Genomic DNA, 24,126 nt, shown 5'->3' with positions numbered 1-24,126 from the left:
TCCTAATAATGGGTACAAATACCCTTCTTTTCCTGACAAACATATGTTTTCATTTTTTATAGTATACCTTATTTTTCAAGTACAACCAGAAATGGAGTGGGCATTTGGATGGAAACAATGAAGCCACCAATGGAAGTGTTATATGCAAAACAGCTGAATGCGCTGCGATCCCATGATACAGGGACAAAACCTCCCAATTGGCTGATGTCGCCTCGAGCTGTGCGCGACTTTATTTTAGGAACGGATGACCCCCTCTCTTATGAGGGCGAAAGCATACCCATTACGAAGAAGTTCTACGGAGACGACGTGCTTATTGAGCGCGCCATCGTCACGTTGGCAGGCAATCGCGGCTTGATGCTCGTCGGAGAACCTGGAACGGCAAAAACGATGCTCTCTGAGTTGCTTTCTGCGGCCATCTCCGGTACGAGCACGAATACGATCCAAGGTACCGCTGGCACGACAGAGGATATGATCAAATACTCTTGGAACTACGCGATGCTGCTGGACAAAGGTCCTTCGCTGCAAGCCCTGGTTCCTTCGCCGCTATACACCGGTATGAGTAAAGGAATTATTACGCGATTCGAAGAAATTACCCGTTGTCCGTTTGAGGTTCAAGACGTGTTGATTAGTATTTTGAGTGACAAGGTGATGAACATTCCCGAGCTGTCAGACGGCATCCTGTTTGCCAAGCCCGGTTTTAATATCATTGCAACAGCGAACTTGCGGGACAAAGGCGTCAATGAAATGAGCAGCGCGCTCAAACGCCGTTTTAACTTCGAGACAATCGCGCCGATTAATCATGTGAAAATGGAAGCACAAATTATCGAATCCCAAGCAAAAGTAATTCTGGAGCAAAGTGGCGTAGACATCGAAATCGATCGGGATGTGGTTGAGATATTGGCGACGACCTTCATGGAACTGCGTATGGGTGAGACGAAGGAAGGATTCAAAATCGATTCCCCTCAATCCGTGATGAGTACAGCCGAAGCGGTATCCGTCTATGTCCAAAGTGCAATGACGTCCCATTACTATGATGGCAGGCCAATTTCCATGGATCGACTGGTGCAGAACATGCTGGGAGCGGTCGTCAAGGAAAACCAAAAGGACGCAAATATCCTGAAAACCTACTTTACCAAAGTGGTCAAAGAACGGGCAAAGGAAGAGGGTCTATGGGGAACGTATTACAACGAGAAGAAATGGATCAAATAAACGGTCAGGACCGCTTCATAAAATCATTCGTCGAAGAAGAGGTCTACAACCTCAGCAAACAGGTCGTCTATTTCCCGGTTCGTCATCATAGTCCTGCCTGCGCGTTTCATTTGAAAAAAACGATTGAAGAGTACCAACCGGAAATCATTCTGATTGAAGGCCCGGACCATAGCAATCATATCATTCCGATCTTGACGGATGAACGGACGAAGCCACCTGTGAGCATTTATTATGCGTACGCCTCAGGGGAGCAAAAATACGTCTGTTACTTTCCGTTTCTTCAGTATTCGCCGGAATATGTGGCCTTGGTCGAAGCAAAGCGTCGGCAGATTCCTGCTGCTTTCATTGATCTAAGCTACGGAAGCCGCCTCGAAAGCTTGGAAGACGGCCATGATTTGAAAAAGAAGAATGAAAAGCTGTCCTATCACGATGAGCGGATGCTGGCAGGCTCGCAATTTATTCAGCGATTGTGCCAGACGATGAAATGTCGGAACTTCGATGAGCTGTGGGAAAAGGTTTTTGAGATTGATGGTATCCGCAAACAGACGAAGGATTTCGTCCAGGATGTCTTTGCCTACTGCTATCTGTCTCGAAAATGCTATGATGACGCCACTTTGGAAGCAGAAGGGGATTTGATTCGCGAGGCCCACATGCGTCAAAAAATTGCAGAGGCAAAGCAAAAACATGCGAGAATTCTCGTGGTTACCGGGGGATTTCATACCTACGGACTCATCGAGGAACGCAAGACTTCCTACAAGATACAAAAGGTGCAGGAAGAAAAAATATACCCAATGGTGTACACGTACCAGGAAGCAGATCAGTTGAATGGGTACGCAAGCGGAATGCCGTACGTTCACTATTACGAGAGTGTGTGGAAGGCGTTGGAGAAAAAGGAGCGTGCTCCCTTCTCGAAAAGTGCCTTGATGTACCTCCCGCAGCTGCTCAAAAGGCTGCGTGACAAAGGAGAAACGACGTCGACTGCGGATGCGATTGAAGCCTACAGCCTCATGAACGGCTTGGCAGTTATGCGGGAAAAGGCCGAGGGCGGTGCCTATGAGTTGTTCGATTCCGTTCTCTCTGCTTTTACAAAAGGCGAGCGCTCTATTGCAACCTCACAGCCGATCGAGACATTGCGAGAGCTGTTGACAGGAGACGGAATCGGTGAGGTTGCTCCAAATTCACTGGATGTGCCCATCGTTCGCGACTGCAAAGACAGATGTAAATCGCTAAAACTTGCGATCACGACAACAGCGCGCAATCAGAAGGTGCTAGAGCTGTATGCTAAGAAGTCACATCGCGAAGCCAGCCAGTTTTTTCACTGCATGCAGTTCTTGGGTACAGAATTTTGCACGAAAGAAACCGGACCTGACTGGATGAACAACCGAAATGTCAATCTTGTCCGAGAAACATGGCGCTACAGCTATTCCTCCTTCGTAGAAGCCCGTCTGATCGAGAGCTCGGTCTACGGTGGGATGGTGAAGGAGGCAGCTGCCCATAAGCTAGCCGATATGGTAAAAGAACTGCCGCAACACCAGAGCCATGAGCTGGCAAAATGGCTATTGATGGCGGTCGTTATGGGGTTGGAAGAGCTGTCGGAAAGGCTCTTTGAATCTGTAGTAGAGTCCGTTAGGCAGGATGGACATTTTCTCTCGCTTTGCAAGACGTTGAAGACACTCACCATTCTTTTGGAGCAAAAACGCTTGTTCGGCCTTAGCGAAACAGAACGGTTGGAGAACTTGGTGGAAGAAGTATATTACCAGGCTGTGACCAAAATCGTCGAGCAGGGAAACCCGAACCCCAACGAACTGGATGAGCTGGCCGATCAGCTCAAATTCCTCTACATGCTGAGTGAGAAGAGACAGGCGGATGATTCCCGAGAGATTTTCAGTGATCAACTGCGGGAATTGCTGCGTAACGACAAGCTCCCCGCGAAACTGGAGGGGGTAGTGGTCGCGATCTTGTGCAATCTCGAAGTGATCGACCGCGCAGAAATCTCGAGACGTGCCCGTGCCTATATGTTCGGCTCGCCTGAGCAAATGCTGCATACCGCCGCGTATTTACATGGCGTTTTTATCGTGGCTCGTGACTATCTGTTTCATCAAGAGGAAATCCTGCGCGATTTGCATCAGATGATTACAGCTCTGGCCTACGACGACTTTTTACAGGTGGTGCCTGAGCTGCGATTGGCGTTTACATATTTTAGCCCAATGGAAATCAGTATGCTCTCGGAAAAAGTGGCAGCTCTCTTCCAAACGACGGTGGAACAAGTCACGAATCCAGTCATCGATGAGCGTACCTTGCGTGATGCCCGCATGCTCGATCAAGCGATCAAGGAGGAGTTTGCCAAATGGAACCTGATTTGAGCCGCGAAGCCTTGAACCGCTGGCGGTTGTTATTGGGCTCTCATGCCGAGGAGTCATTGGAAGGCAGCGGGGGCTATCAATCATCCGAGTTTTCCTATCAGGAACTGGACTCGATTCTTGAATTTTTATACGACCGTGAATACGGAGAAGAGCAAGGCTATCGAAAAGAAGGTGGCCGGGGAGATTCGGCATTGACGGTTCCCGTCTGGCTGAATAAAATCCGCAAGCTGTTTCCCAAAAAGACGGTAGAAATCCTCGAGCGGCAAGCTCTGGACCGCTATAACATGACAGAGCTGTTGACAGACAAAAAAGTGTTGGAAAGCATGGAGCCCAACATGACCCTCTTGAAAAACATCCTTCAATTTAAAGGCAGGATGAAAGGAGAGGTCGTGAAAAGCGCAAAGGAAATCGTACGCAAGGTCGTAGACGATCTGCGGCGTCAGCTGGAAAATGAAGTGCAGACCAGCATTGTCGGCAAACGCAATCGCCACAAACGCGGCTATACGAAGTCGATGAAAAACCTGGATGTGCATAAAACGATTCGCAAAAATTTGAAGAACTACGATCACAAAAAAAGTCGTTTTATCATCGATGAGCTGTATTTCCACAGCAATATTCAGCATCACAACAAATGGAACATCGTCATTGTTGTGGACGAGAGCGGAAGTATGATGGACTCTGTGATTTACAGCTCCGTTATGGCAAGTATTTTTTACAAGCTCGCCGCCTTGAAGACGCATTTGGTTATTTTTGATACAAAAGTCGTTGATTTGAGCGATAGACTGGATGATCCGGTCGATGTGCTGATGAGTGTGCAACTTGGTGGGGGGACTCATATTGCCCAAGCGCTCAAATACGGAAGAACACTGCTCGAAAATCCATCGAAGACGATATTTATCCTCGTCAGCGATTTGGAGGAGGGTTATCCGATCAAGGAAATGTATCGCCAGAGCAAGGAAATTATTGACGCGGGTTGTAAGTTTTTAGTGCTGACGGCCTTGGACTTCAATGGCAACGCTACGTACAACCAGCATGCTGCAAGGGTATTGAGCGATATGGGGGCAAATGTCGCCGCGATCACGCCTGATGAGCTCGCCCAGTGGATTGGTAAGGTTATCAAATAGAGAGAAGGAGGAGTAAGGAATGGTTTTACGAAAGACAGATCTGAATCCGATTACGAAGAAATTTGTGGAGGAGTTTATCAGTGCAAGTGATCGAAACAAGCATTTGTACGATCCAATCGCTGATTACGTTGCAGGTGACACAGACGAATGCCCGGAAATCGCAGAGGACCCGCGGTTTTACAGCTATACGGTTCGATCCGAATTTGACAAGCTGAAAAAACGCGGCGAGGAGCTTGCATTCTACCGAGCAGCCGTACTGATCTACAAGGCAAGCAACCGTTTTTACGATAAGAAAAACGTGATGGATGAGTGCTTCCTGGACCAGATTGAATTGCAGTGTATGATGGACATCGGTGATGCTGATATCCGGGCAAAAGATCAGAAAGCATTGGAGGCTATGAGAAAAACGGCCGAGCATCTTGGTCCTGCATTGTTTGGCGAATTTTTGTCAAAAGCGGCGGAGGATTATCGCGTAAGCATCAGCCGTGATTACTCCTCGACATTTGAGCGGGCCAAATTTTTGCTATTTATTTCGTATGCATACACGATTTCTCCAAGCGTATTGGAGGAAGCAAAAGAAAAGCTGATGCCGATCTATTATTACCTGCTTACAGGGGATACGCGTGAATATATAAAAGAGCTGCAAATCATTGCCAAAGAAGTCGTGACCATGCAGTTTTCGAGCAACAATTTGCTGACCAACGAGTCGTTGTACCCTTTATACGTTAAAGAGAAAAAGGCTGCGTTGCGAGAAAAGTATTATCCAGAAGAGCAGGTCAAGGAAGGCTCCCTTTTGAACCAGAAGCATTTGAAGCGATATATGGAGCTGGTCATCAGCTTGCTGTACTACCGCATTCACGTCAAAGGCGGGATCAGTGCATTCCTGAAGAAGGAAGAGGAGATGGATCGGGAGCTGCACAACACCTTGCAAATCCTTTTTGACATGTTCCCGCTTGATATCTTGTCCGAAGATAAGAGACTGATTGACCTCGTGCACATGGATGAGCCTTACGATCTACTGTTGGGACTGCGCGAGCATTTGCTATCCCCGCCGACAAAATGGGAGCAAGTGAAGCAGCTGGTGCTAGAAGACGTAACGAAATCAAGACGAGCACTTGAGCTTGCTTCGATCCCAATGGTCAAAGGATTTTTACACAAAACGTTGGCGGAACAAGGCGTGGATCTCTCCGATTTCCAGCCTACTTTGGAAGGAATTGCTCAAGACGCGTTGCGCCGTGCGAAGGGCTCGACAAAGCTGGCGAACTATTTGGATGACAAAGCTGTACTAGAGGATGTACTTGAGCATGTTCATCTGGAGGACGTACAGCTCGTAAGACAGCAGATGATCCTGCTGAGCTTCTTGCCTGTAGACCATCCGTTTATTGCGCGTCTGATTCCGTTCATGTGCCAATACAAAGACAAGTCCAATCGCAGAGTAGGCCATATGTGCTTCGCTCATGCGTTCCAGGATCGATTGACCGCCATCATCGATCATTACCGGAAGGACGAAGCTGTAGATATCCAGACACTTTTCTATCAGATATTGTCGATCAAGGAGTCGCACTATTATTACACAGACGTCAATGAAGAGGTGTATCGTTCGTTGGTCGTAGCGAATCCGGAAATGAGTCTGGCTCAATTTGACAAGCTGGATACAGAGAATCGCGTGTTTGTGACGCAAACCGTATTAGCGGCAAAGGAGACGCTGTCAGAGGAATTGCGCAACCAAGCGATTCTGCTCGGATTGGGTGACAGCTCGAAGAAAGTGAGCGGTCTCGCTGGTGCAGCGTTTCTTCAGGCCAAAGACAAGGAGCTTTATTTGCACGTCTATCAAACCGAGAAAAAAGCAAAGGTCAAGGAAATGGCGCTGGATGCGATTCGCTCCCTGGACAATAACAAGGAGATTTTCCAAGAGCTGTTGACAACAGAAAAGAGCAGCAAATTTAAAACGCTGCTGCAAACGTTTATCGACGCCGAGGAGCAAGGACCAGATGCGAGCTTGACTCATTTGGGCAATCTGACCGACAAGCGCAAGCTCACACGGATTAAATGGATGCCACTGGAGCGCATGCCAGTCCTTCGCGACCAAGACGGCAACGAGCTGGGTCAGGAAGTAATGGAGTACATGCTAACCGCTTCGATCGATTTTCCGACATCGCCAAACCAGTTGGTACTTGACTTGAAACCGTCTCTGCAAGCGGCATCTGTTGCTGACTTTAGCACAGAAGTTTTGCGCACTTGGATCGATAACGGAGCAGTCGCCAAAGAAAAATGGGTCATGCCGCTCTGCGTCGCTTTTGGAGATCGACGTATAGTCGATACGATTGGTCAGTTGATTAAGGATTGGACAGATCATTCTCGCGGTGCTTTGGCTGCGGAGGGCGTGCGTGCTCTGTCGTTCTCAAATGATTTGACTGCGCTGCGTCTAATCGACCAGATCAAGCGTACGATCAAAAACAGGCAAGTCAAATCAGCAGCAGAAGAGGCGCTGTCTATGGCGGCTGCCAATCAGAACATTTCCGCGATGGAACTGGAAGACCGACTGGTCACCACGCTTGGCTTCGATGCGTTGGGCAAGCAAGTGTTTGACTACGGCGACCGCACCTTCACGGTCAAAGTCAGCAACGAGCTGGAGCTGGAAGTCACGAACGACAGTACAGGAAAAGCGGTCAAAAATCTGCCTGCACCATCCGCGAAAGACGATCAAGAGATGGCAGAACAAGCGAGATTGACTTTTGCTCAATTGAAAAAAGACCTGAAAAATATGGTGAAAGTACAATCTCTTCGTCTAGAGGAGTCTCTGTCCAAATCGCGTTATTGGTCAACGGCAGCTTGGAAACGTCTCTTTGTGGAGAACGTGTTGATGCAAAAATTCGCAATCGGGCTCATCTGGGGTGTATACGAGGACGGAAAGCTCGTAGATACGTTCCGCTATATGGACGATGGGACATTTAACACCGTGGATGAGGATGAGTACGAATTGGCAGATGAGCAGTTCATTGGCTTGATTCACCCACTGGAACTGGACGAAGAGACGTTGAACGGCTGGCGTACTCAGCTGGAAGATTACGAGATTACTCAGCCATTCGAGCAGATGAATCGTGAAGCGTTCCTGCCTACGGAAGAAGAATTAAAAGTCAATGAATTGCTCCGCTTGCCTGATGAATCGTATTCACCTACTGCTTTTGCGAAAATGATGGAGAAATTCGGCTGGGTAAAGGGAACGCCCCTCGATGGCGGTTATTATTGCGAGTTTTACAAACTGTATGACGGTATGGTGGCTGAGTTAAAATTCAGCGGGGCGAGCATTTCGTATTGGGAGGGCATGGAGGATGTGAAGCTGGAAGCGTTGGCTTTCTTCCCGAATAAAGATGCCGATTACAAGAATTTTTACTTCAAGCCAGTGGATCGGCTGAAGCTCACTGATATTCCAACACGCATTTTCAGCGAAACCGTCTATGATGTCATGCGAGCAGCAGGAAAATAACGATGGCGGATTTCACAACGGAATTTCATCGGTTTATCGCGCTGTGCAACGAAGAGTATCTGATCAAATACGCGAATAAAGGGATTTACAATCGTTCCATCAAGGAAATGGAAAAAGGAATCACCGTTTCCTACGAGTTCGGGGACGATTACGTCGAGTGTGCGCTGTCAGATGACAGCGTATGCCGACTTCATGCAGATATTGAGCGTTTTTCCTGCTCATGTCCATCTGACAAGATATGTAAGCATGTCATCATCGCCATCGTCAACTATGCCCAAAACCATTTGCAAGCAGGAGCAGAGGCCGAGGAAGAGCAGGAGACCTACAAGCCTGACTTTAGCTGGCTCTTGCAATTGCAGCCGTCTCACATCAGTAAGGCTTTTACCCCAGCGCAGCTGGAAGAAGTGCTGTTTCGCCTCGACTATTTCGAGGAGATGGAAGTCGTTGAAACATCCTTTTTAACGATGACATTGCACACCCAAGATATTTCCGTATCATTTGACAGTGAATCGGAGATCGGGAAGAGCATGTGCACCTGCAAGGCGAAAGGCAATTGCTTGCACAAGCTGGAGGTCATTTTGCGCTATCGCGCCATGCACCAGTTACAGGATCGTGAGCAGTTACAAGCATCCGTAACCGATGTCAGCTATGAAACGGATGTCGTAACGGAAGCCAAAGCTCTGATCGCAGAGATTCTTGGCATCGGCTTGGCAAAGCTATCCCAGACGATTTGTACACGGCTGGAGCTGCTTGCTATCGCTGCGCATAATGGCAATCTTCCCCGAGTGGAAAAGGACATTCGCGGTATTCATGGGGAGCTGAACTTATTTTTTCAGCGTCATGTCAAGTTTTCAACGGAAGCGCTGCTCGACCGGCTTTCCCGGGTGTATCTCAGCTTGCTTGCTCTAGAGAAGACCGATCACACCGAAGCGAAAAAGCAGCTTCTCGGCAGCTTTAAGAGTAAGTACCATATGGTTCCGCAGTTAAGTCTGTATGCTTTGGGAGCAAATCCATGGGAGACGCGGTCGGGGTACAAGGGGATTACGTATTACTTTTATTCGCTTTCTGATCTACGCATCTACACGTATACAGAAGCGCGCCCGGTGTATTATGAAGGCATTTCCTTTTCCTTTAAGGACAGCTATAAAGGCAAGGTACCTTGGGGCGGGTTGATCTCCATGGAGGAGCTCTCTCATTCACAGGTCATCCTGACACAGGCGAAGACGAATCGGGAGCAGCGCTTGTCTTCCAGTGAAGAAACGCGGCTAACCATCGTTCCCAGGGACAATATCGAAGACCTGGATCTCGGCAAGGTGTTCGTTCGCGACTGGTCAAGTGACTGGAAGGACGCGGCAGGCGATATGTTTGAAACTGCGTTGGACTCGGTATTTCTATTGAAAGCGAACAGGTTCAACGAAGTTGATTTCGATCAGAAGACGCAACAGTTGATTTTGACGATCGAAGACGAGCAATGTCATTCCCTCCAATTGAGCATTTCCTATCAGGGGGAATTCGCCCGCAATATACGTCATCTCGAACAAAACAAGCGGCTGCTAGAGTTGCGCGAAGTGTATTTACTTGTGCAAAAAGAAGGAGATGGGCTTTATCCGATCAGCATCATGCAGGGCAAATCGCTGACGAGCTTTAAGTTAGACCTATAGTGGTGAGGGAGTGGACATAAAATCATGGAGGAGTTATATTCCTTTACCGAAAAGCTGACGGAATGGCAGGAACGCTTGTTACTCAAAGGAATCCATAAGCTTGACAGGCAAGATTTGCAGGAGCTGAAAAGGCTGGAAGAGCTCGCGACCGAGTACGATATGAGCTTCCTCGCCTCATTGATCGAAGACCTACAGGTGGAGGGTAATCGCTATTTGCAGGAAGTAAAAGCGGATGCGGAATTGTTAACGCAGCAGTATTTGTATGTGGTACAATACGTCAATATGATGAAAAAGCCTATGACTCGATCATCGTAATAGAGTCTAGTGAAGAAAGAGAGATTCTTGAGGAGTCTCTCTTTTTTCAATTGAAAAGTAGAACGCCATCCCCTAAGATAGATTATATTTTATTGACCAGCGTGTAGCGGAGGTGGAATGGTGTGAAGCAAGGAAAAACGAATGCGATGCGGATATTGGATAAAGAAAAAATCGCATACACCATGCTGACATATGCAACGGATGATGGGAAAATCGACGGAATCGCTGTTGCCCAAAAGATCGGATGCGAAGAGAACGTTGTTTATAAAACATTGATTTCGCAAGGGACGAGCAAAGCGTATTATGTGTTTGTCATTCCTGTTGAAGCTGAGCTTGATCTCAAAAAAGCGGCGAAAGCAGTCGGCGAGAAGAAGATTGAGATGATACCCGTGAAAGAGATTACCAAGGTGTCTGGCTATATTCGTGGTGGATGTTCGCCAGTCGGAATGAAGAAATTGTTCCCGACGGTGATCGATCAACGAGCACAATCGTTAGAGACGATCATCGTCAGTGGCGGAAACATTGGCGTCCAGATCGAGATAGCAGTAGAGGGCTTGTTACAAGCAACGAAAGGCTCCTTGGCAGATGTATCTGCAACGTAAAGCAAAAAGGCCACGGCATTAGCGGAGGCCTTTTTGCTGTTTATGGAAAAAGTCCCGTCCAAACATGGATAGGGGTCTCGCATGAGCAGCAGTTCAATTCACCAGCAAGATAAGGAAGATGGGCAAGCAGCTTTTTATCCCCAATCTCAAGTGCACGTTGGTATAATTTCTGTAGTCCGCTGTCATTTGTCATGTCCGGTTTTTTGGCGATGATTGAGAATCGTTTCGCTGTACCATGAGCAACAGGATCGTCTTCATAAGCGAACAAAATCTCCTCTTCCTCATCAGGCCATAAGTAGATAGACTGGTCGCACGTCGGGCACACCGTTACATATTCGTCTCCCTCTGAAAAGGTGAGGAGCATGTTGGCAATGTCTTTGTCCCCACGAAACGCAGCGTCCGCAGCCAGTATGTAGTGCTTGTCTGCATTATGCTCTTCCATCCGTGCTAGGTGAAGGATTGATTCTGTCTGCTCTGTCAGTGATTGAATGGCACAGCGGTAATCACGATAGATCTCTCTTATGGTCTCTTGATCTAATAATGGTGTGTGATCTCGTAAAAACTCTGATGGCACACCCATTTGAGTCGTATTTTCGCTACTGGCCTCGAAAATGCCGCAGGTTATAAAGATGTCCAATAGAATACCAGGGTTCTCTGTTTTTAAAGCGATCTCTACTAAATAGGGGACTGCAGCATATGTACATGGATAAATCGTATTTTGATGATACAGAAGCTCCCAATACAATTCTTCTTTTTCTTCGGAAAAATAGTCGTCCTGAATATGTTCGATGAGCGCTGGGACGCGATCAGACAAACCATAAGGACCATGTAGCTTACCCCATACAGGACTTGCTAAATCTAGCATAAGCACATCACCTCTCTTGCTAAATTAAACCACTATTGCCAATATCATAGTAGAATTTTCCTCCAAACGCTACAATTTGAGAATGATTATCATATGTAAATTACACATCGAATGGGGAGAAAACGATGGGTTTCTAGGAAAAGCTCTTTGGTAGAGCTTTATTTTTGTTTAAAAGGGGAAGGAGGAATAAGCGTGCAAGGCAAAGAGCACTAGTTGCTGTCAGGGATTTGCTCGCTTCCATTCAAGTCAGAAGACGGAGTATGCAACGGCAAGGTACTATTTTTATTGGCCCGTGGTAACGCATATGTATAGATACTTGCGGGAACAAATTCATACTAATACTTCGTGATTTTACAAAATTTTATATTTTCACCGACAATTTTTTACAATGTTTTCAGGAGGTTACCATTATTGTGAGTAAGAGAACGATGATTTGAGGTGAGTAATATTATCAGAAAAATTCTTTTGGTCTTACTTCTGGTGTTGTCAGCTGTCAGTTTTTTCGATCTTGACGTTAGCATGGGAATTAACAGAAGGATTGTTGTAGTCCTCACAGTTGTGGTGGCTTTTGGGATTATTTATCTGGATAATAAAGATAGAAGCAAGAAGAGTGAAAGAAGATAGAATTGCTAAATCGTTACTATCTGTTGCTTTAACTACAGTTTTTCTATGAAGTGGATACTCTCAGATAGCGGTACCTTCTTGAAATTAAAAAAGGGAACATGGTCGGAGGAAATATACAAATTCGAATTTAGATTGCCGTTCAAAGAATTCAACAACATACGTAGGTGCAAGTAAGGCTGCAAAGATAGGTAAAGCGTTATCTGCAGGTATCGGAGCGGAGGGACTAGCTGCTCAATTTAGACTTCCGCCTGTTGTAGCTATAGTGCTTATCGCGTTTTCCTATCAGGCTGAAAAAAGTTCCCTTCTTAAATGGAAGGGACTTTTTTTATTGTTTGCATGTTCGCTTTCGACTTGTAAATCCCTCAATCTCATAGGCATAATAGGATGTGCATACGATATAATCGTATGACAATTTTTAATGGGATATCGCCACGCGATTGTACGCTATTCAATAAAGCGAGAGCGTCCGTGTTTTGAGGAGTTTCAAGATTTTTTCTCAACATCCATCGATTCTTCCAAAAAGGCTTGCCTTGCTTCTTTTACAAGGAGAACAACCAGGATCAAAACAAAGATGTAGGCAAAGTCGAAAAACCATATAAGCCCCAAAGGATGAGAAAGCATGGCACCTAGCATCGGTGACATCAACCCGCCCATCATTCCAGCCATGACTCCTTCAATAGAAGCGGTCAGAGAGACCAACTTCCCCGTGATAAACCCAACCGCCATGCCAATTGCGACAGCAATGATGGTCGCAAGTTGTAAATCGGCCACCAGATATACTTGAATATTCAAACCCAAGGAGATACTAGACATAGCACCTAACACCATAGCAATGATCATGCCATCCATACAGGCAAGCTCGGATCGATTTTTATAGGTATACAGGATACTGCCAACCGTCACCAAACTGAGGAAAATCATGTTTAGGAAAAGCATATAGCCCTCCTTAGCTGGGTACTATTTAACTACTCGTCTACCTATGTGTTATTTCCTTTTTCGCCTGCACCCACACCTGCAACGGTATTTTCTCTAATTTTACGAAAATAGGTTGTATGCTTCTCGCAATCGCTCATATGACAGCACTCTTTTTTGAAAGTCTTTGATAGGCGCTGTAATGATGACTTCCTCGATGGCATATTGCTCCTGGATCGCAGTGAGCTTTTCTTGTACCGTGTCTTTCGTTCCGTGAATGACATTCGCTTCCTTTACCTCAATCGTATACGGCTCGACGGATTGAAGTCCGAATTCTTCCGCCTTTTTCAGACTGGTAACGGTTACGGTTTTACCGCTTTGCAAATGGATTTTGGCGACCTTGCTTTCCTTTGCTAATTGAGCGGCTTCTTCTTCGGTATCGGCTACGATGACGGAAAGAGCAAGGAGTGCTTGCGGGGTGGCGATTCTGCCTGGACGAAATTGCTTCCGGTAGGCTTCAATGGCCGTTTGACCCACCGTCTCATCCTGGTTGATAAACAGGGCAAACACGTACGGAATACCCCGAGAAGCAGCTAATTCTGCGCTTTCGATACTCGTACCCAATAAGAATAAATCGGCTGGCTGAGGTGGAGTCGGGATGACCTTTACTCCATAAAGGGAATGCGCAGGCGTTAGCTCGTCATGGAGAAAGTGCTCGAGCTCTTCGAGTTTTTCTGCAAGAGTTCGGTTGGTTCCTGCGCTCTCCTGTTGCAGTGCTTTTGTCGATAACGGAAGTCCTCCGGGAGCTCTGCCAATACCGAGATCGACGCGACCAGGTGCTAGGGAGGCCAGTACGTGGAAATTTTCAGCTACTTTATACGGACTGTAGTGTTGCAGCATCACTCCACCGGAACCGATGCGGATACGTGTTGTTTTCGCCAGCAAATGGGCGATGAGCACTTCTGGTGATGAGCCGACCACATGATCTAAGTCATGGTGTTCAGACACCCAAAATCGGTGATAGCCGAGCTGTTCAGCCTTTTTAACCAAGGCAATGGTATGCAAAAAGGCCTCTGTTGCTGTTTCTCCTTCTTGAATGGGACTTTGATCCAGAATACTTAGTTTTAGCGTCATGTTGTTGTTCGCTCCTATTCGTAAAGTAAAAATAGAGGCCCCCTGATCGTACGTTTTCATGTACAAAGGGGGCCTCTGGATGACCAGTCGGCTAATTCATAGTTATTTGCTAGGATTTTATCGGGAACCCATTTCATTGTCAACGACTGTTTCAATATGTGTGTTCATGATGCAATAGAAAATAGCTGTTGACGTGGCAAAGCTGCGAATGATAATATCCCAAGTAATCCGATGAGAATTAAATAGTCGACCAGACAACTGGAGACTTCCTGCCAATGGGTAGGGGGTCTTTTTGTTTTTGGATCGCGACGGAAGCCAGCGCTGGGAGAAGGAGGAGTTGTACATGTCAGCCAAACAAAAAGTGATCGTATGGGGAAGAAGCGGGTGCTCGTTTTGTACAGACATCCAGGCTGTTTTACAAGCGAAAGGAAAAGATGTGCTCCGCGATCAGTTACAATCGCGATTGTCAGTGGGCTAGGGGGAATCAACATGGGGAGCGTACAAGTGATTAGGGAGGAGACACAAGCATCTCTTCCGTCCTTTAAGAAAAAGTTCGAACCGAAAGAGAGCATGATTGAGTTTCACGAAGTCCATAAATCATACGAAAGTGGCGGCGCAACGATTGAGGCATTAAAAGGTGTTACGCTGAACGTGCACAAAGGTGACATATTCGGGGTGATCGGCTTAAGCGGCGCTGGCAAAAGCACGTTGCTGCGCACGGTCAATCGATTGGAGCAGCCGACATTTGGAAGAGTGATTGTCGACGGGAATGATTTGTCTGTATTGTCGGTCCAACATTTGCGGAGCCTGAAGAAAAACATCGGCATGATCTTTCAGCAGTTCAATCTGCTCTCCACGAAGACCGTTTTTGACAATGTAGCCATGCCGCTACGGCTCGGAACCACTTCGCAAAAGGAAATTCAGGAACGCGTAGCCGAGCTCCTGTCATTTGTGGGATTAACAGAAAAAGCGAAGAGCTATCCCAATCAGCTATCCGGCGGACAAAAGCAGCGCGTCGGGATCGCACGTGCACTGGCGACTAACCCGTCCATTTTGCTGAGCGACGAAGCAACCTCGGCATTAGACCCGCAAACGACCGCGTCCATTCTGGAATTGCTCACAAGGGTGAACGAGGAATACAACGTCACGATTCTGATGATTACCCATGAAATGAATGTCATCAAGGAGGTTTGCAACCGTGTTGCCGTCATGGAGCAAGGCGCTGTCGTGGAACAAGGAAATGTCTTGGATGTATTTGCGAATCCGCAGACAGAGACGGCACGTCATTTTGTCAAATCCGTGGTACGTGACGACGTCCCAGTCAGCGTTTACAAGCTTTTGGAAGCGAACCAAGGAAGATCCAAGATCCTTCATATTCGTTTTATCGGGGAAAGCTCTGGTCAACCGATGCTCTCGCAAGTAGCGAAGCGTTTTGCCAGTGACGTCAATGTCCTATCCGGAAACATCACAGAGCTGCAAGGAGTGCCATTTGGCAACTTGATAGTCGAATTGCAAGGCAGCGAATGGGAAATTTCACGCGCGTACCAATACATCCTGCAACAAAACGTCACGGTAAAGGAGATTTCCTAACGATGGAAGTCACATCCGACCAAGTCATCCGAGCCGTATACGAAACGATTTACATGGTGAGCGTATCGCTCGTGTTTGCGACATTGATAGGCCTTCCGCTCGGCATTTTGCTCGTGGTCACGCGCAAGGGCCACATTTTAGAGAACCCGTTGATTTTTTCGATCTTGAATCCGATCATCAATGTCCTTCGCTCAGTTCCATTTATCATTTTGCTGGTGGCGATCATCCCGTTGACAAGGCTGATTGTCGGGACCTCCATCGGCACGACAGCGGCGATTGTGCCGCTCGTCATCTACAGTGGGCCTTACATGGCTCGCTTGGTGGAAAACTCCTTACTAGAAGTAAACGCAGGGATCATCGAAGCCGCGGAAGCAATGGGAGCAACGCCCTTGCAGATCATTTTTCGCTTTCTCATCCCGGAAACACTCGGGTCGATTATTCTCAGCATCACGACAGCTACTATCGGCTTAATCGGAGCCACAGCCATGGCTGGTGCAATTGGTGGCGGAGGGATTGGAGACTTGGCAATTACATACGGGTATCAGCGGTTCAGCACCGTGACAATTGTTGCGACCGTCGTCATCCTCGTCGTGCTTGTCCAAGGGATTCAATCATTCGGCAACGTGCTGGCACGTAAAATACGCCGGAACTAAGGCAACAGAAGGAGACAGGAGAGAACCATCGATGAAAAAAGTAGCGCTTACCCTACTATGCGCCTTGATTGCCATGTTCGCAGGAGGTTGCGGAAAAACAGAAGAACAGACGGGGCTTACAATCGGCATTCGCGGGTCGGAAAGTCGTACATGGGACTTCGTGAAGGAGCAGGCGGAGAAAGAAGGACTACAAATTGAATTGGTTCCATTCAACGCGAATGTCAATCCGAATACCGTCCTGCTCGATGGGGAAATCGACGCCAATGCCTTTCAGCACGTGGCTTTTTTAGACCAATTCAATTCGAAAAACAATTCGCAAATCGTGCCCGTTGGTTCCACGATCATTGCACCCCTCGGAATCTACTCTGATACGTTTAGAAAAATCGAAGAAATACCGGACGGGGCAAAGATTGCCGTCCCGAACGATGACTCCAACTGGGGACGTGCGTTGCTGCTGCTCCAAGAGGCCGGACTGATTCAAGTCGTAGACAATTTCGATGGATTTGGCGGGGCGGATAAGATCAAGGCGAATCCCAAACATTTAGAAATTATCCCCGTCGATGGCGCAACGACTCCTCGCGTTATGAAGGATGTAGCGGCCTCCATTATTAATAACGGTGTAGCAGTAGAGGCTGGTTTTCTATTAAAAGACGCTGTGTTTCACGAAAGCAAAACGGCGAAGCCATACATCAACGTGATTGCGACGACAAAAGAAAAGGCAAATAGGGAGGACGTAAAAAGGCTGGTGGCAATCTATCAATCCAAAGCCGTTTCTGATTTTATCACGGAGACGTATAAAGGAAACTACATCCCGACACAAGGAACTATCGAAGAATTAGCTGATTTTAAACAAGCGTTTAAGAGTAAACCATAACATGAACGAATGGGAGAATAGCTGATGGGAAAGCGACAAATTCACTTATCCGCTTATTTAGTTGGTACGGGCATACATGTAGCGTCATGGCGGTTGCCGACAGCGAAAAGAAATGCAAGTATCGACATCGAATATTACAAGCAACTGGCCCAGACGGCAGAGCGCGGGAAGTTTGACATCGCTTTTATTGCAGATAGCTTGGCAGTCAATGAAGCTTCGCATCCGAATATTCTCAATCGCTTTGAACCAATCACGTTATTGGCAGCTCTAGCTGGTGCTACGTCCAAAATCGGTCTCGTCGCGACAGCATCTACCACGTACCACGAGCCTTACAATCTGGCTCGGCTGTTCGCTTCTGTTGACCATATCAGTAATGGTCGCGCAGGCTGGAATATGGTCACAACAGGTGATGCAACAGGAGAAACGGGGCGCAACTTCAGCCGTACATCCCATGTTCCACACGATCAGCGCTACGTGCAAGCAGAAGAATTCATCGATGTCGTGCAGGGCTTGTGGGATTCGTGGGAAGACGACGCATTTGTGCAAGACAAAGCGACAGGTGTGTTTTTTGATCCGGAAAAAATGCACAGACTCCATTACAAAGGGCATCATTACACCGTGCAAGGACCGCTGAATATCGGCAGGTCCAAGCAAGGACAGCCCGTCATCGTGCAAGCGGGAGCGTCGGAGTCAGGACAACAACTGGCAGCGCGAACCGCAGAAGTCGTCTTTTCACACGTCAAAGATTTCGAGCGTGCCAAGAAGTTTTATCACAGCCTGAAAAGCAGACTGCCTGATTACGGCCGCACACCAGATGAACTGCACATTTTACAAGGCATTTCCCCGATCATTGCGGATACGAAGGAAGAGGCAGAGGCGATTTATGAGCAGTTGCATGACTTATTGCTGCCTGAGCAAGGCTTGCGATTTTTGTCGGGTTATTTGGGTAAAGTCGATTTCAGCACGTACTCACTGGATACGCCAGCTGCAGAAGTCATTTTTCCAGAAGAAAATGGCATCCAGAGTCATTTTGAATGGATGACAGAGCTGATCCGCCAAAAGAATCCGACCTTGCGCCAGTTGTATGCGTTGCTCGAAGGAGGAAGCAACCGGGAATGGATCGGAACCCCTGAACAAATCGCAGACACGATGGGAAAATGGTTTGCCCAAGGGGCGGCAGATGGATTCATGTTCATTGCTCCGATTCTCCCGCAGGGCTTGGATGTGTTTGTCGACAAGGTCATTCCGATTTTGCAAGAAAGAGGGCTTTATCGCCTAGATTACGAGGGGGATACGCTACGAGATCATCTGCATTTGAAAAAGCCGCTCAATCGGTTCCGGGTCCGAGACAAGCAATTGACAGAAAGGAGATAGCGTAGTGGGAACAGGCATAAAGGCATTACGATCAACCGAATTAGAGTCAAAGCTGATTGCAATACGCAGACAGTTGCATCAATATCCCGAGGTTGCCTACGAAGAGTTCGAAACCACTCGCGCGATTCGTGAATGGCTGGAGGAAGCGGATATTCGTATCATCGATCTCCCGCTGCAAACAGGCGTAGTGGCAGAAATAGGCGTGAACAATATAGGGCCGATCATCGCACTGCGCGCAGATATGGATGCATTGCCGGTTCAAGAGGAAACAGGCTTGCCGTACGCATCGATAATCCCAGGGAAAATGCATGCTTGCGGTCATGACTTCCACACGGCGGTCATCCTCGGAGCCGCTTATCTATTGAAGCAACAGGAAAAGACACTGGCAGGAACCGTGCGGCTTCTTTTCCAACCCGCAGAAGAAAAAGGAACAGGTGCGAAGCAATTGATGGAGAGGGGTGCTTTGGATGGGGTTCAGGCGATCTTTGGCTTGCACAATAAACCTGATCTGGAAGTCGGGACCATCGGGATTAAAGCGGGACCGCTGATGGCGAGCTTAGATGGCTTCGAGATCGATGTGGAAGGGATCGGTACTCACTCAGCTATCCCACATGCGGGGGTCGATCCAATCGTGGCCGCTTCGCAAATCGTCACGGCTTTGCAATCGATTGTCAGTAGAAATGTAAGTCCGTTGGATAACGCTGTCGTGAGCGTGACGACCATTCACGGCGGGACGACCTGGAATGTGATACCCGACAAAGTTGTTCTTGGCGGTACGATCCGTACCTTTCAAGAGGAGGTACGTGCGCGTATTCCCGATCGTTTGCGTGCGATTATCGAGGGAGTAGCATCAGCCTATGGTGCCAACGTTCATTTGCGCTGGTTTGCAGGACCACCACCTGTTCACAATGATGAGAAGCTGACGAAGCTATCCATCGATGTAGCCAAAAAGGTAGGCTTGCAAGTCGTAACGCCCGATCCGTCTGCTGCGGGTGAAGATTTTGCTTACTATCAATTGAAAATACCCGGCTCCTTCGTTTTTTTCGGAACTTCGGGTACCAAGGAATGGCATCATCCAGGATTTACACTGGATGAACGGGCACTTTTGCCTGGCGCTCATTATTTTGCCGAACTGGCTGCTAGCGCATTAAAGGAACGGTGAACAACGAATGGTAAACATCCAGAACCTCACTAAATCATACAAAACCGCTAAGGGAGATATCCCTGTTTTGCAGGACATCCATTTACATATCGAAAAAGGAGATATTTTCGGCATTATTGGGTTTTCGGGAGCGGGTAAGTCCACCCTGATTCGTTGTCTCAACCGGCTGGAGGAGCCAGATTCCGGGACCATCGAGATCGGAGACAGGGTGATTACGGAGCTATCTGAGAAAGAGCTGCGACAGGCAAGGCAAAAAATTGGCATGATATTTCAACAGTTTCATCTGCTGGATGCAAAAACAGTCTATCAGAACGTCGCCTTTCCTTTGGAGGTAGCTGGTCATCCGAAGCCATTCATTCACCAGCGTGTCAGAGAAATCTTAGATCTCGTACAACTCGGAGACAAGGAAAACACATATCCGTCCCAGCTCAGTGGCGGTCAAAAGCAGCGTGTCGGGATAGCCAGGGCGCTGGTCAATTCGCCTGATTTGCTTCTGAGTGACGAAGCGACATCCGCGCTCGATCCGCAGACGACGTATTCGATTCTGGAGCTGTTGAAGGAGATCAATCGCCAATTAAAGCTGACGATTGTGCTCATCACCCACGAGCTGGATGTGCTTCAGCACGTATGCAACAACATGGCTGTCGTCGAAAACGGCAGAATCGTCGAGACCGGAAGTGTGGAGAAGTTTTTCCTTCATCCGGAAAGTGATACCGCTAAGCGATTTGTCCATATTATCGACTATTACCGTGACAAGCGCCATGTGATGGAAGGAGTCGGGGCGGGCATATGAACGCAGATTTGTTTGACTTGCTATGGCAAGGACTACTTGAGACGCTCTACATGGTGTTTTGGTCATCCTTGTTCGCCCTGTTGATCGGCATGGTTTTGGGAATCACTCTCGTCGTGACGGAAAAGGGTGGTCTTCTCGAATCACCAAAACTGAGTAAAGTGATCGGGACAATAATAAATGGCGTTCGGTCTCTTCCTTTCATTATTTTGATCGTATTGCTCCTGCCGTTATCGAGACTCATGGTGGGAACATCGCTCGGACCGACAGCCGCGATTGTCTCTTTATCCATTGGTGCGGCCCCATTTTTGGCGCGAATCATTGAAAACTCGCTCAAGGAAGTAAGTGCAGGGAAGCTGGAAGCAGCCAAATCCGTCGGAGCTTCACCCAGTACAATCATTTTCCGTGTGCTCATTCCAGAAGCGATGCCAGCCTTAGTGCGGGGTGTCACGATTGGGATTATCGGCATTACGGAATTTACCGCAGTAGCTGGGGCAATCGGTGCTGGGGGATTAGGCAGCTTGGCCATTCGCTTTGGCTACCAACGTTTTCGGGAAGACGTTCTCATCGCAACCGTTATTATGATCATTCTGCTCGTCCAAATTATTCAATGGTCAGGGGATTCCATCGTCAAAGCGATCTATAAGAAGCGCTATAAGTTTGAATAAAGCAAGGATTCAAGCCGTATGAACCAGGGGAGTGGAAAGCATGGGGAAAAAAAGTCTCGGAATGATCGTTGGATTATTTACCGCCGTTAGTTTTGCAGTCGCAGGGTGCTCAACATCAGCTTTCACTAGTACCAGCACGGGTCAAGCGACAGAACCGAAGAAAGAAGTTACCTTGAAAGTTGGAGCCGCGCCTGTCCCGCATGCTGAAATATTGGAGTTCATCAAGCCAAAGCTCAAAGAGCAAGGGGTAAACTTGGAAGTGGTCGTGCTAGACGACGAGGGCCAACTGAATCCCGCCTTAAAAGAAAAGCAAATCGACGCGAATTTCTTCCAGCACGTGCCATATTTGGATTCGGTCAAAAACGAACAAGGCTATGATTTTGTCGTCACGACCAAAGTTCACGTGGAGCCAATCGGATTTTATTCGGACAAATTGAGATCGAAGGACGAAATCAGGGAAGGCGCGAAAATCGGCATCCCAAACAACCCGTCCAACGAATACCGGGCGTTGATCCTGCTACAAGAACAAGGATGGATCAAGCTAAAAGACGGTCTAACCAACTACGCCGCAACTCCGAAAGACATAGCAGATAATCCGAAAAAGCTGGAATTCGTAGAAGTAGAAGCTGCTACCTTACCCCGGGTGCTACCCGATCTCGCGGGAGCCGTCATCAATACGAACATCGTTCTCGAAGCAAAAATCGATCCGAAAAGTGCCTTGTTTCGTGAAGGGGCGAATTCACCCTATGCGAACGTGATTACGGTGCGAAAAGGAGACGAGAATCGGGACGAAATCAAAAAGCTGGATGCTGTTTTGACGTCAGCCGAGGTGAAAAAGTTCATCGAGGACAAATACGGAGTTGCCGTCGTACCCGCCTTTTAACTCATCGAATGGGAGTGCGCATGATACATGAGAGGAATCCACATAGGCAATCTATGCATTCGAGACGCAAGAGTCGAGGACCGCGATCAGATTGAGGAGCATCTGCTCGAAGCCTACCAGCAATATGAGCAGCATTTATCTGCCGAGAAATGGGAGCGATATAAAGAAGAAATCAGGCAATCCGTGACAAACAGTAGGACTCTCGCTTTCATGGTTGCGGTCTTGGATAGCGAGGTAGTAGGTAGCGTTCAGCTATTTGTTTCCTCAGAAGTCGCTTATGCCAAGCCAGAACTCGGCATCGATTCCCCAATTATGCGGTTTCTGGCCGTTTCACCGAAAGCGAGGGGGCATGGTATTGCGGCACAGCTGATTGCGGAAAGTATCCATCGCACGCAAAGACTAGGAGCAACGACGCTTCATCTCCACACAACAGACATGATGGCATCCGCAATCAAATTGTATGAACGCCTGGGATTTACGCGAGCCATAGAGAAAGACTTTTCAAACGGGGAGACACTTGTGAAAAGCTACTACCTGCGACTGTAAGGAAGATGCACAAAAGTTCTGATACATCTGTTCATCAGGACTTTTTCTTTCCCTTACTCTGTTTGAAACGAACCGAAAATCTCCAGGTAGTGAGCATTGTACATGATGCCGAGGACATTCCCAAACGGATCAAGGACAGAAGCCGTTGCGAATCCGTCACCACGCGTATACCACTTTTTTTGGCGCCTGCACATCATCCGCCCAATAACTATTCGTAGCAAAGCCCCGCAAGGTTTGGTTGTGACTCAGCATCGAAGTTCCTCCTTAAAATGGATAGTACTTCCGATTATAAGGACCAACTACTGACAACTGTCTGTCAGTAGCTTGAGATTCTTTCCCCTTAACTGTACTTACTCAGTACATCAAAAAACTCTTTTAGAAAATGATAAAAAAGCTTTTCGGAAGGCGGAAGCTCCCGGTTGTTCGGGATGATAATACCCACTGTTCGCGTAACCAATGGCTCACTTATCGGGATTTTCACTGTCTCACGGGGAACGTTATCTGTTAATGTAAGCTCTGGCAACAAAGTGACACCCAAGCCTGCCGCAACCAACCCTTTAATCGCATCGATATCTTCACCTTCAAAAGCAACTTGAGGAGAAAAGCCCATTTGCGAGCAAGCATTGACAGCGATATTGCGGAGGATGAAACCGGGTGGAAATAAAACAAAAGTATCTTCCTGCAACTGACTGAGACGCAAGCTCGGCTGCTTGGATAGCGGGTGCTTTGCGGGCAGCAGTGCCACGATATTTTCTGCGAAGAAGATGTGGCTGCGAACATTTTTTTCATGAGTGGGGACAGGACCAAGGAAAGCCAAGTCAATTTCTCCGTTGATGACCGAGTCGATCAGCCCCTGATAAGAGCCTTGCTTCAATTGAAAGCCGATGTCCGGATACCGGGATCGAAAACCGGAGATGACCGTCGGAAGGGGATTGGCGGCGAGGCTGCTCGTAAAACCAACACGAATCGTGCCCCGTGACGGGTCGAGGAACTCCTCAATCTTCTCTTTTGCTTTTTCGATTTCGTTCATCGCCATTTCGACGTGCTGCAAGAAGATTTTTCCAACTGCCGTCAGCTTGATATTGCGACCTTCGCGGAGGAACAGCGACACACCGAGCTCCTCCTCCAGATTGGCGATTTGCCGACTGAGGGCGGATTGGGCGACGTGCAAATGATGTGAGGCTTCGGTGAAGTGCTCTCGTTTGGCAACCTCGATGAAGTAGTGAATCTGTCGTAGCTCCATGAATACTCCCACCTTACCCATTCATCTCGATTTGAGATAGATTTTGC

The 24,126-nt window shown here is 47.7% G+C and carries 21 protein-coding genes and 1 pseudogene; 17 read left to right on the top strand and 5 right to left on the bottom strand.

The window, feature by feature from the left end; genetic code table 11:
* Nucleotides 1–108: 108 nt before the first annotated feature.
* The 7 genes from E8L90_RS09275 to ybaK all read left to right on the top strand — a co-directional run bounded on the left by E8L90_RS09275 (nucleotide 109) and on the right by ybaK (nucleotide 10,761).
* Nucleotides 109–1,209 carry an ATP-binding protein gene (locus E8L90_RS09275; RefSeq protein WP_208759422.1) on the top strand — a complete coding sequence of 367 codons (1,101 nt, stop codon included), beginning with the start codon at nucleotides 109–111 and terminating at the stop codon, nucleotides 1,207–1,209.
* Nucleotides 1,170–3,572 carry a DUF5682 family protein gene (locus E8L90_RS09270; RefSeq protein WP_137029138.1) on the top strand — a complete coding sequence of 801 codons (2,403 nt, stop codon included), beginning with the start codon at nucleotides 1,170–1,172 and terminating at the stop codon, nucleotides 3,570–3,572. Before E8L90_RS09275 ends, E8L90_RS09270 begins: the two co-directional genes overlap by 40 nt.
* Nucleotides 3,557–4,696 carry a VWA domain-containing protein gene (locus E8L90_RS09265; RefSeq protein ID WP_137029137.1) on the top strand — a complete coding sequence of 380 codons (1,140 nt, stop codon included), beginning with the start codon at nucleotides 3,557–3,559 and terminating at the stop codon, nucleotides 4,694–4,696. Before E8L90_RS09270 ends, E8L90_RS09265 begins: the two co-directional genes overlap by 16 nt.
* 19 nt (nucleotides 4,697–4,715) lie before the next feature.
* Nucleotides 4,716–8,183 (top strand): DUF4132 domain-containing protein, encoded by a 3,468-nt coding sequence (locus E8L90_RS09260; RefSeq protein ID WP_137029136.1) that lies wholly within the window; start codon nucleotides 4,716–4,718, stop codon nucleotides 8,181–8,183.
* Nucleotides 8,184–8,185: 2 nt separating this feature from the next.
* On the top strand, nucleotides 8,186–9,844 hold the full coding sequence (locus E8L90_RS09255; RefSeq protein WP_137029135.1) for a hypothetical protein: 1,659 nt from the start codon (nucleotides 8,186–8,188) through the stop codon (nucleotides 9,842–9,844).
* Between the two features lie 24 nt (nucleotides 9,845–9,868).
* The gene (locus E8L90_RS09250; RefSeq protein WP_137029134.1) at nucleotides 9,869–10,159 is read left to right on the top strand and encodes a hypothetical protein; all 291 of its coding nucleotides are present in this window, start codon (nucleotides 9,869–9,871) and stop codon (nucleotides 10,157–10,159) included.
* Nucleotides 10,160–10,281: 122 nt separating this feature from the next.
* Nucleotides 10,282–10,761 carry a Cys-tRNA(Pro) deacylase gene (gene ybaK, locus E8L90_RS09245; RefSeq protein ID WP_137029133.1) on the top strand — a complete coding sequence of 160 codons (480 nt, stop codon included), beginning with the start codon at nucleotides 10,282–10,284 and terminating at the stop codon, nucleotides 10,759–10,761.
* 40 nt (nucleotides 10,762–10,801) lie between these two features.
* On the opposite strand, the gene E8L90_RS09240 is transcribed toward ybaK, so the two are convergent.
* The 3 genes from E8L90_RS09240 to E8L90_RS09230 form a co-directional block, all read right to left on the bottom strand.
* Nucleotides 10,802–11,626, bottom strand: a complete 825-nt coding sequence (locus tag E8L90_RS09240) for a hypothetical protein (protein ID WP_137029132.1) — start codon at nucleotides 11,624–11,626, stop codon at nucleotides 10,802–10,804.
* Nucleotides 11,627–12,733: 1,107 nt separating this feature from the next.
* Nucleotides 12,734–13,186, bottom strand: a complete 453-nt coding sequence (locus E8L90_RS09235; RefSeq protein ID WP_137029131.1) for a hypothetical protein — start codon at nucleotides 13,184–13,186, stop codon at nucleotides 12,734–12,736.
* Between the two features lie 99 nt (nucleotides 13,187–13,285).
* On the bottom strand, nucleotides 13,286–14,296 hold the full coding sequence (locus tag E8L90_RS09230) for an LLM class flavin-dependent oxidoreductase (RefSeq protein WP_137029130.1): 1,011 nt from the start codon (nucleotides 14,294–14,296) through the stop codon (nucleotides 13,286–13,288).
* 343 nt (nucleotides 14,297–14,639) lie between these two features.
* Here E8L90_RS09230 and E8L90_RS31085 point away from each other — a divergent pair, with 343 nt between their 5' ends.
* From E8L90_RS31085 to E8L90_RS09185, 10 genes are all read left to right on the top strand, one after another.
* Entirely contained in the window at nucleotides 14,640–14,774 is a 135-nt protein-coding gene (locus E8L90_RS31085) for a hypothetical protein (RefSeq protein WP_279633649.1), read from the top strand.
* A 92-nt stretch (nucleotides 14,775–14,866) separates the two neighbouring features.
* Nucleotides 14,867–15,886 (top strand): methionine ABC transporter ATP-binding protein, encoded by a 1,020-nt coding sequence (locus tag E8L90_RS09225; protein WP_162309133.1) that lies wholly within the window; start codon nucleotides 14,867–14,869, stop codon nucleotides 15,884–15,886.
* 2 nt (nucleotides 15,887–15,888) lie between these two features.
* Nucleotides 15,889–16,539, top strand: coding sequence for a methionine ABC transporter permease (locus E8L90_RS09220; RefSeq protein ID WP_137029129.1), 651 nt, complete (start codon nucleotides 15,889–15,891; stop codon nucleotides 16,537–16,539).
* Nucleotides 16,540–16,570: 31 nt separating this feature from the next.
* Complete coding sequence (locus tag E8L90_RS09215; protein ID WP_137029128.1) at nucleotides 16,571–17,413, top strand: MetQ/NlpA family ABC transporter substrate-binding protein; 843 nt, start codon at nucleotides 16,571–16,573, stop codon at nucleotides 17,411–17,413.
* A 24-nt stretch (nucleotides 17,414–17,437) separates the two neighbouring features.
* A complete protein-coding gene (locus E8L90_RS09210; protein WP_425267103.1) occupies nucleotides 17,438–18,787 on the top strand; it encodes an LLM class flavin-dependent oxidoreductase in 1,350 nt (449 codons plus the stop codon).
* Between the two features lie 4 nt (nucleotides 18,788–18,791).
* On the top strand, nucleotides 18,792–19,949 hold the full coding sequence (locus E8L90_RS09205) for a M20 peptidase aminoacylase family protein (RefSeq protein ID WP_137029126.1): 1,158 nt from the start codon (nucleotides 18,792–18,794) through the stop codon (nucleotides 19,947–19,949).
* A 7-nt stretch (nucleotides 19,950–19,956) separates the two neighbouring features.
* Complete coding sequence (locus tag E8L90_RS09200) at nucleotides 19,957–20,742, top strand: methionine ABC transporter ATP-binding protein (RefSeq protein ID WP_137029125.1); 786 nt, start codon at nucleotides 19,957–19,959, stop codon at nucleotides 20,740–20,742.
* Complete coding sequence (locus E8L90_RS09195) at nucleotides 20,739–21,407, top strand: methionine ABC transporter permease (RefSeq protein WP_137029124.1); 669 nt, start codon at nucleotides 20,739–20,741, stop codon at nucleotides 21,405–21,407. Before E8L90_RS09200 ends, E8L90_RS09195 begins: the two co-directional genes overlap by 4 nt.
* A gap of 40 nt (nucleotides 21,408–21,447) precedes the next feature.
* Nucleotides 21,448–22,290, top strand: a complete 843-nt coding sequence (locus tag E8L90_RS09190) for a MetQ/NlpA family ABC transporter substrate-binding protein (RefSeq protein WP_137029123.1) — start codon at nucleotides 21,448–21,450, stop codon at nucleotides 22,288–22,290.
* A 27-nt stretch (nucleotides 22,291–22,317) separates the two neighbouring features.
* Entirely contained in the window at nucleotides 22,318–22,836 is a 519-nt protein-coding gene (locus E8L90_RS09185) for a GNAT family N-acetyltransferase (RefSeq protein WP_137029122.1), read from the top strand.
* Nucleotides 22,837–22,889: 53 nt separating this feature from the next.
* Here E8L90_RS09185 and E8L90_RS30720 read toward each other — a convergent pair.
* Both E8L90_RS30720 and gltC read right to left on the bottom strand, forming a co-directional pair.
* Nucleotides 22,890–23,000, bottom strand: a pseudogene (locus tag E8L90_RS30720) (VOC family protein); the annotation flags it as partial.
* Between the two features lie 176 nt (nucleotides 23,001–23,176).
* Nucleotides 23,177–24,079 (bottom strand): glutamate biosynthesis transcriptional regulator GltC, encoded by a 903-nt coding sequence (gene gltC / locus E8L90_RS09175; RefSeq protein WP_137029121.1) that lies wholly within the window; start codon nucleotides 24,077–24,079, stop codon nucleotides 23,177–23,179.
* Between the last annotated feature and the right edge of the window lie 47 nt (nucleotides 24,080–24,126).

It is taken from the genome of Brevibacillus antibioticus, from assembly GCF_005217615.1.
GTDB lineage: Bacteria > Bacillota > Bacilli > Brevibacillales > Brevibacillaceae > Brevibacillus > Brevibacillus antibioticus.
The sequence above is the reverse complement of the archived record's forward strand: the minus strand, read 5'-3'. Positions and strand labels throughout refer to the sequence as shown.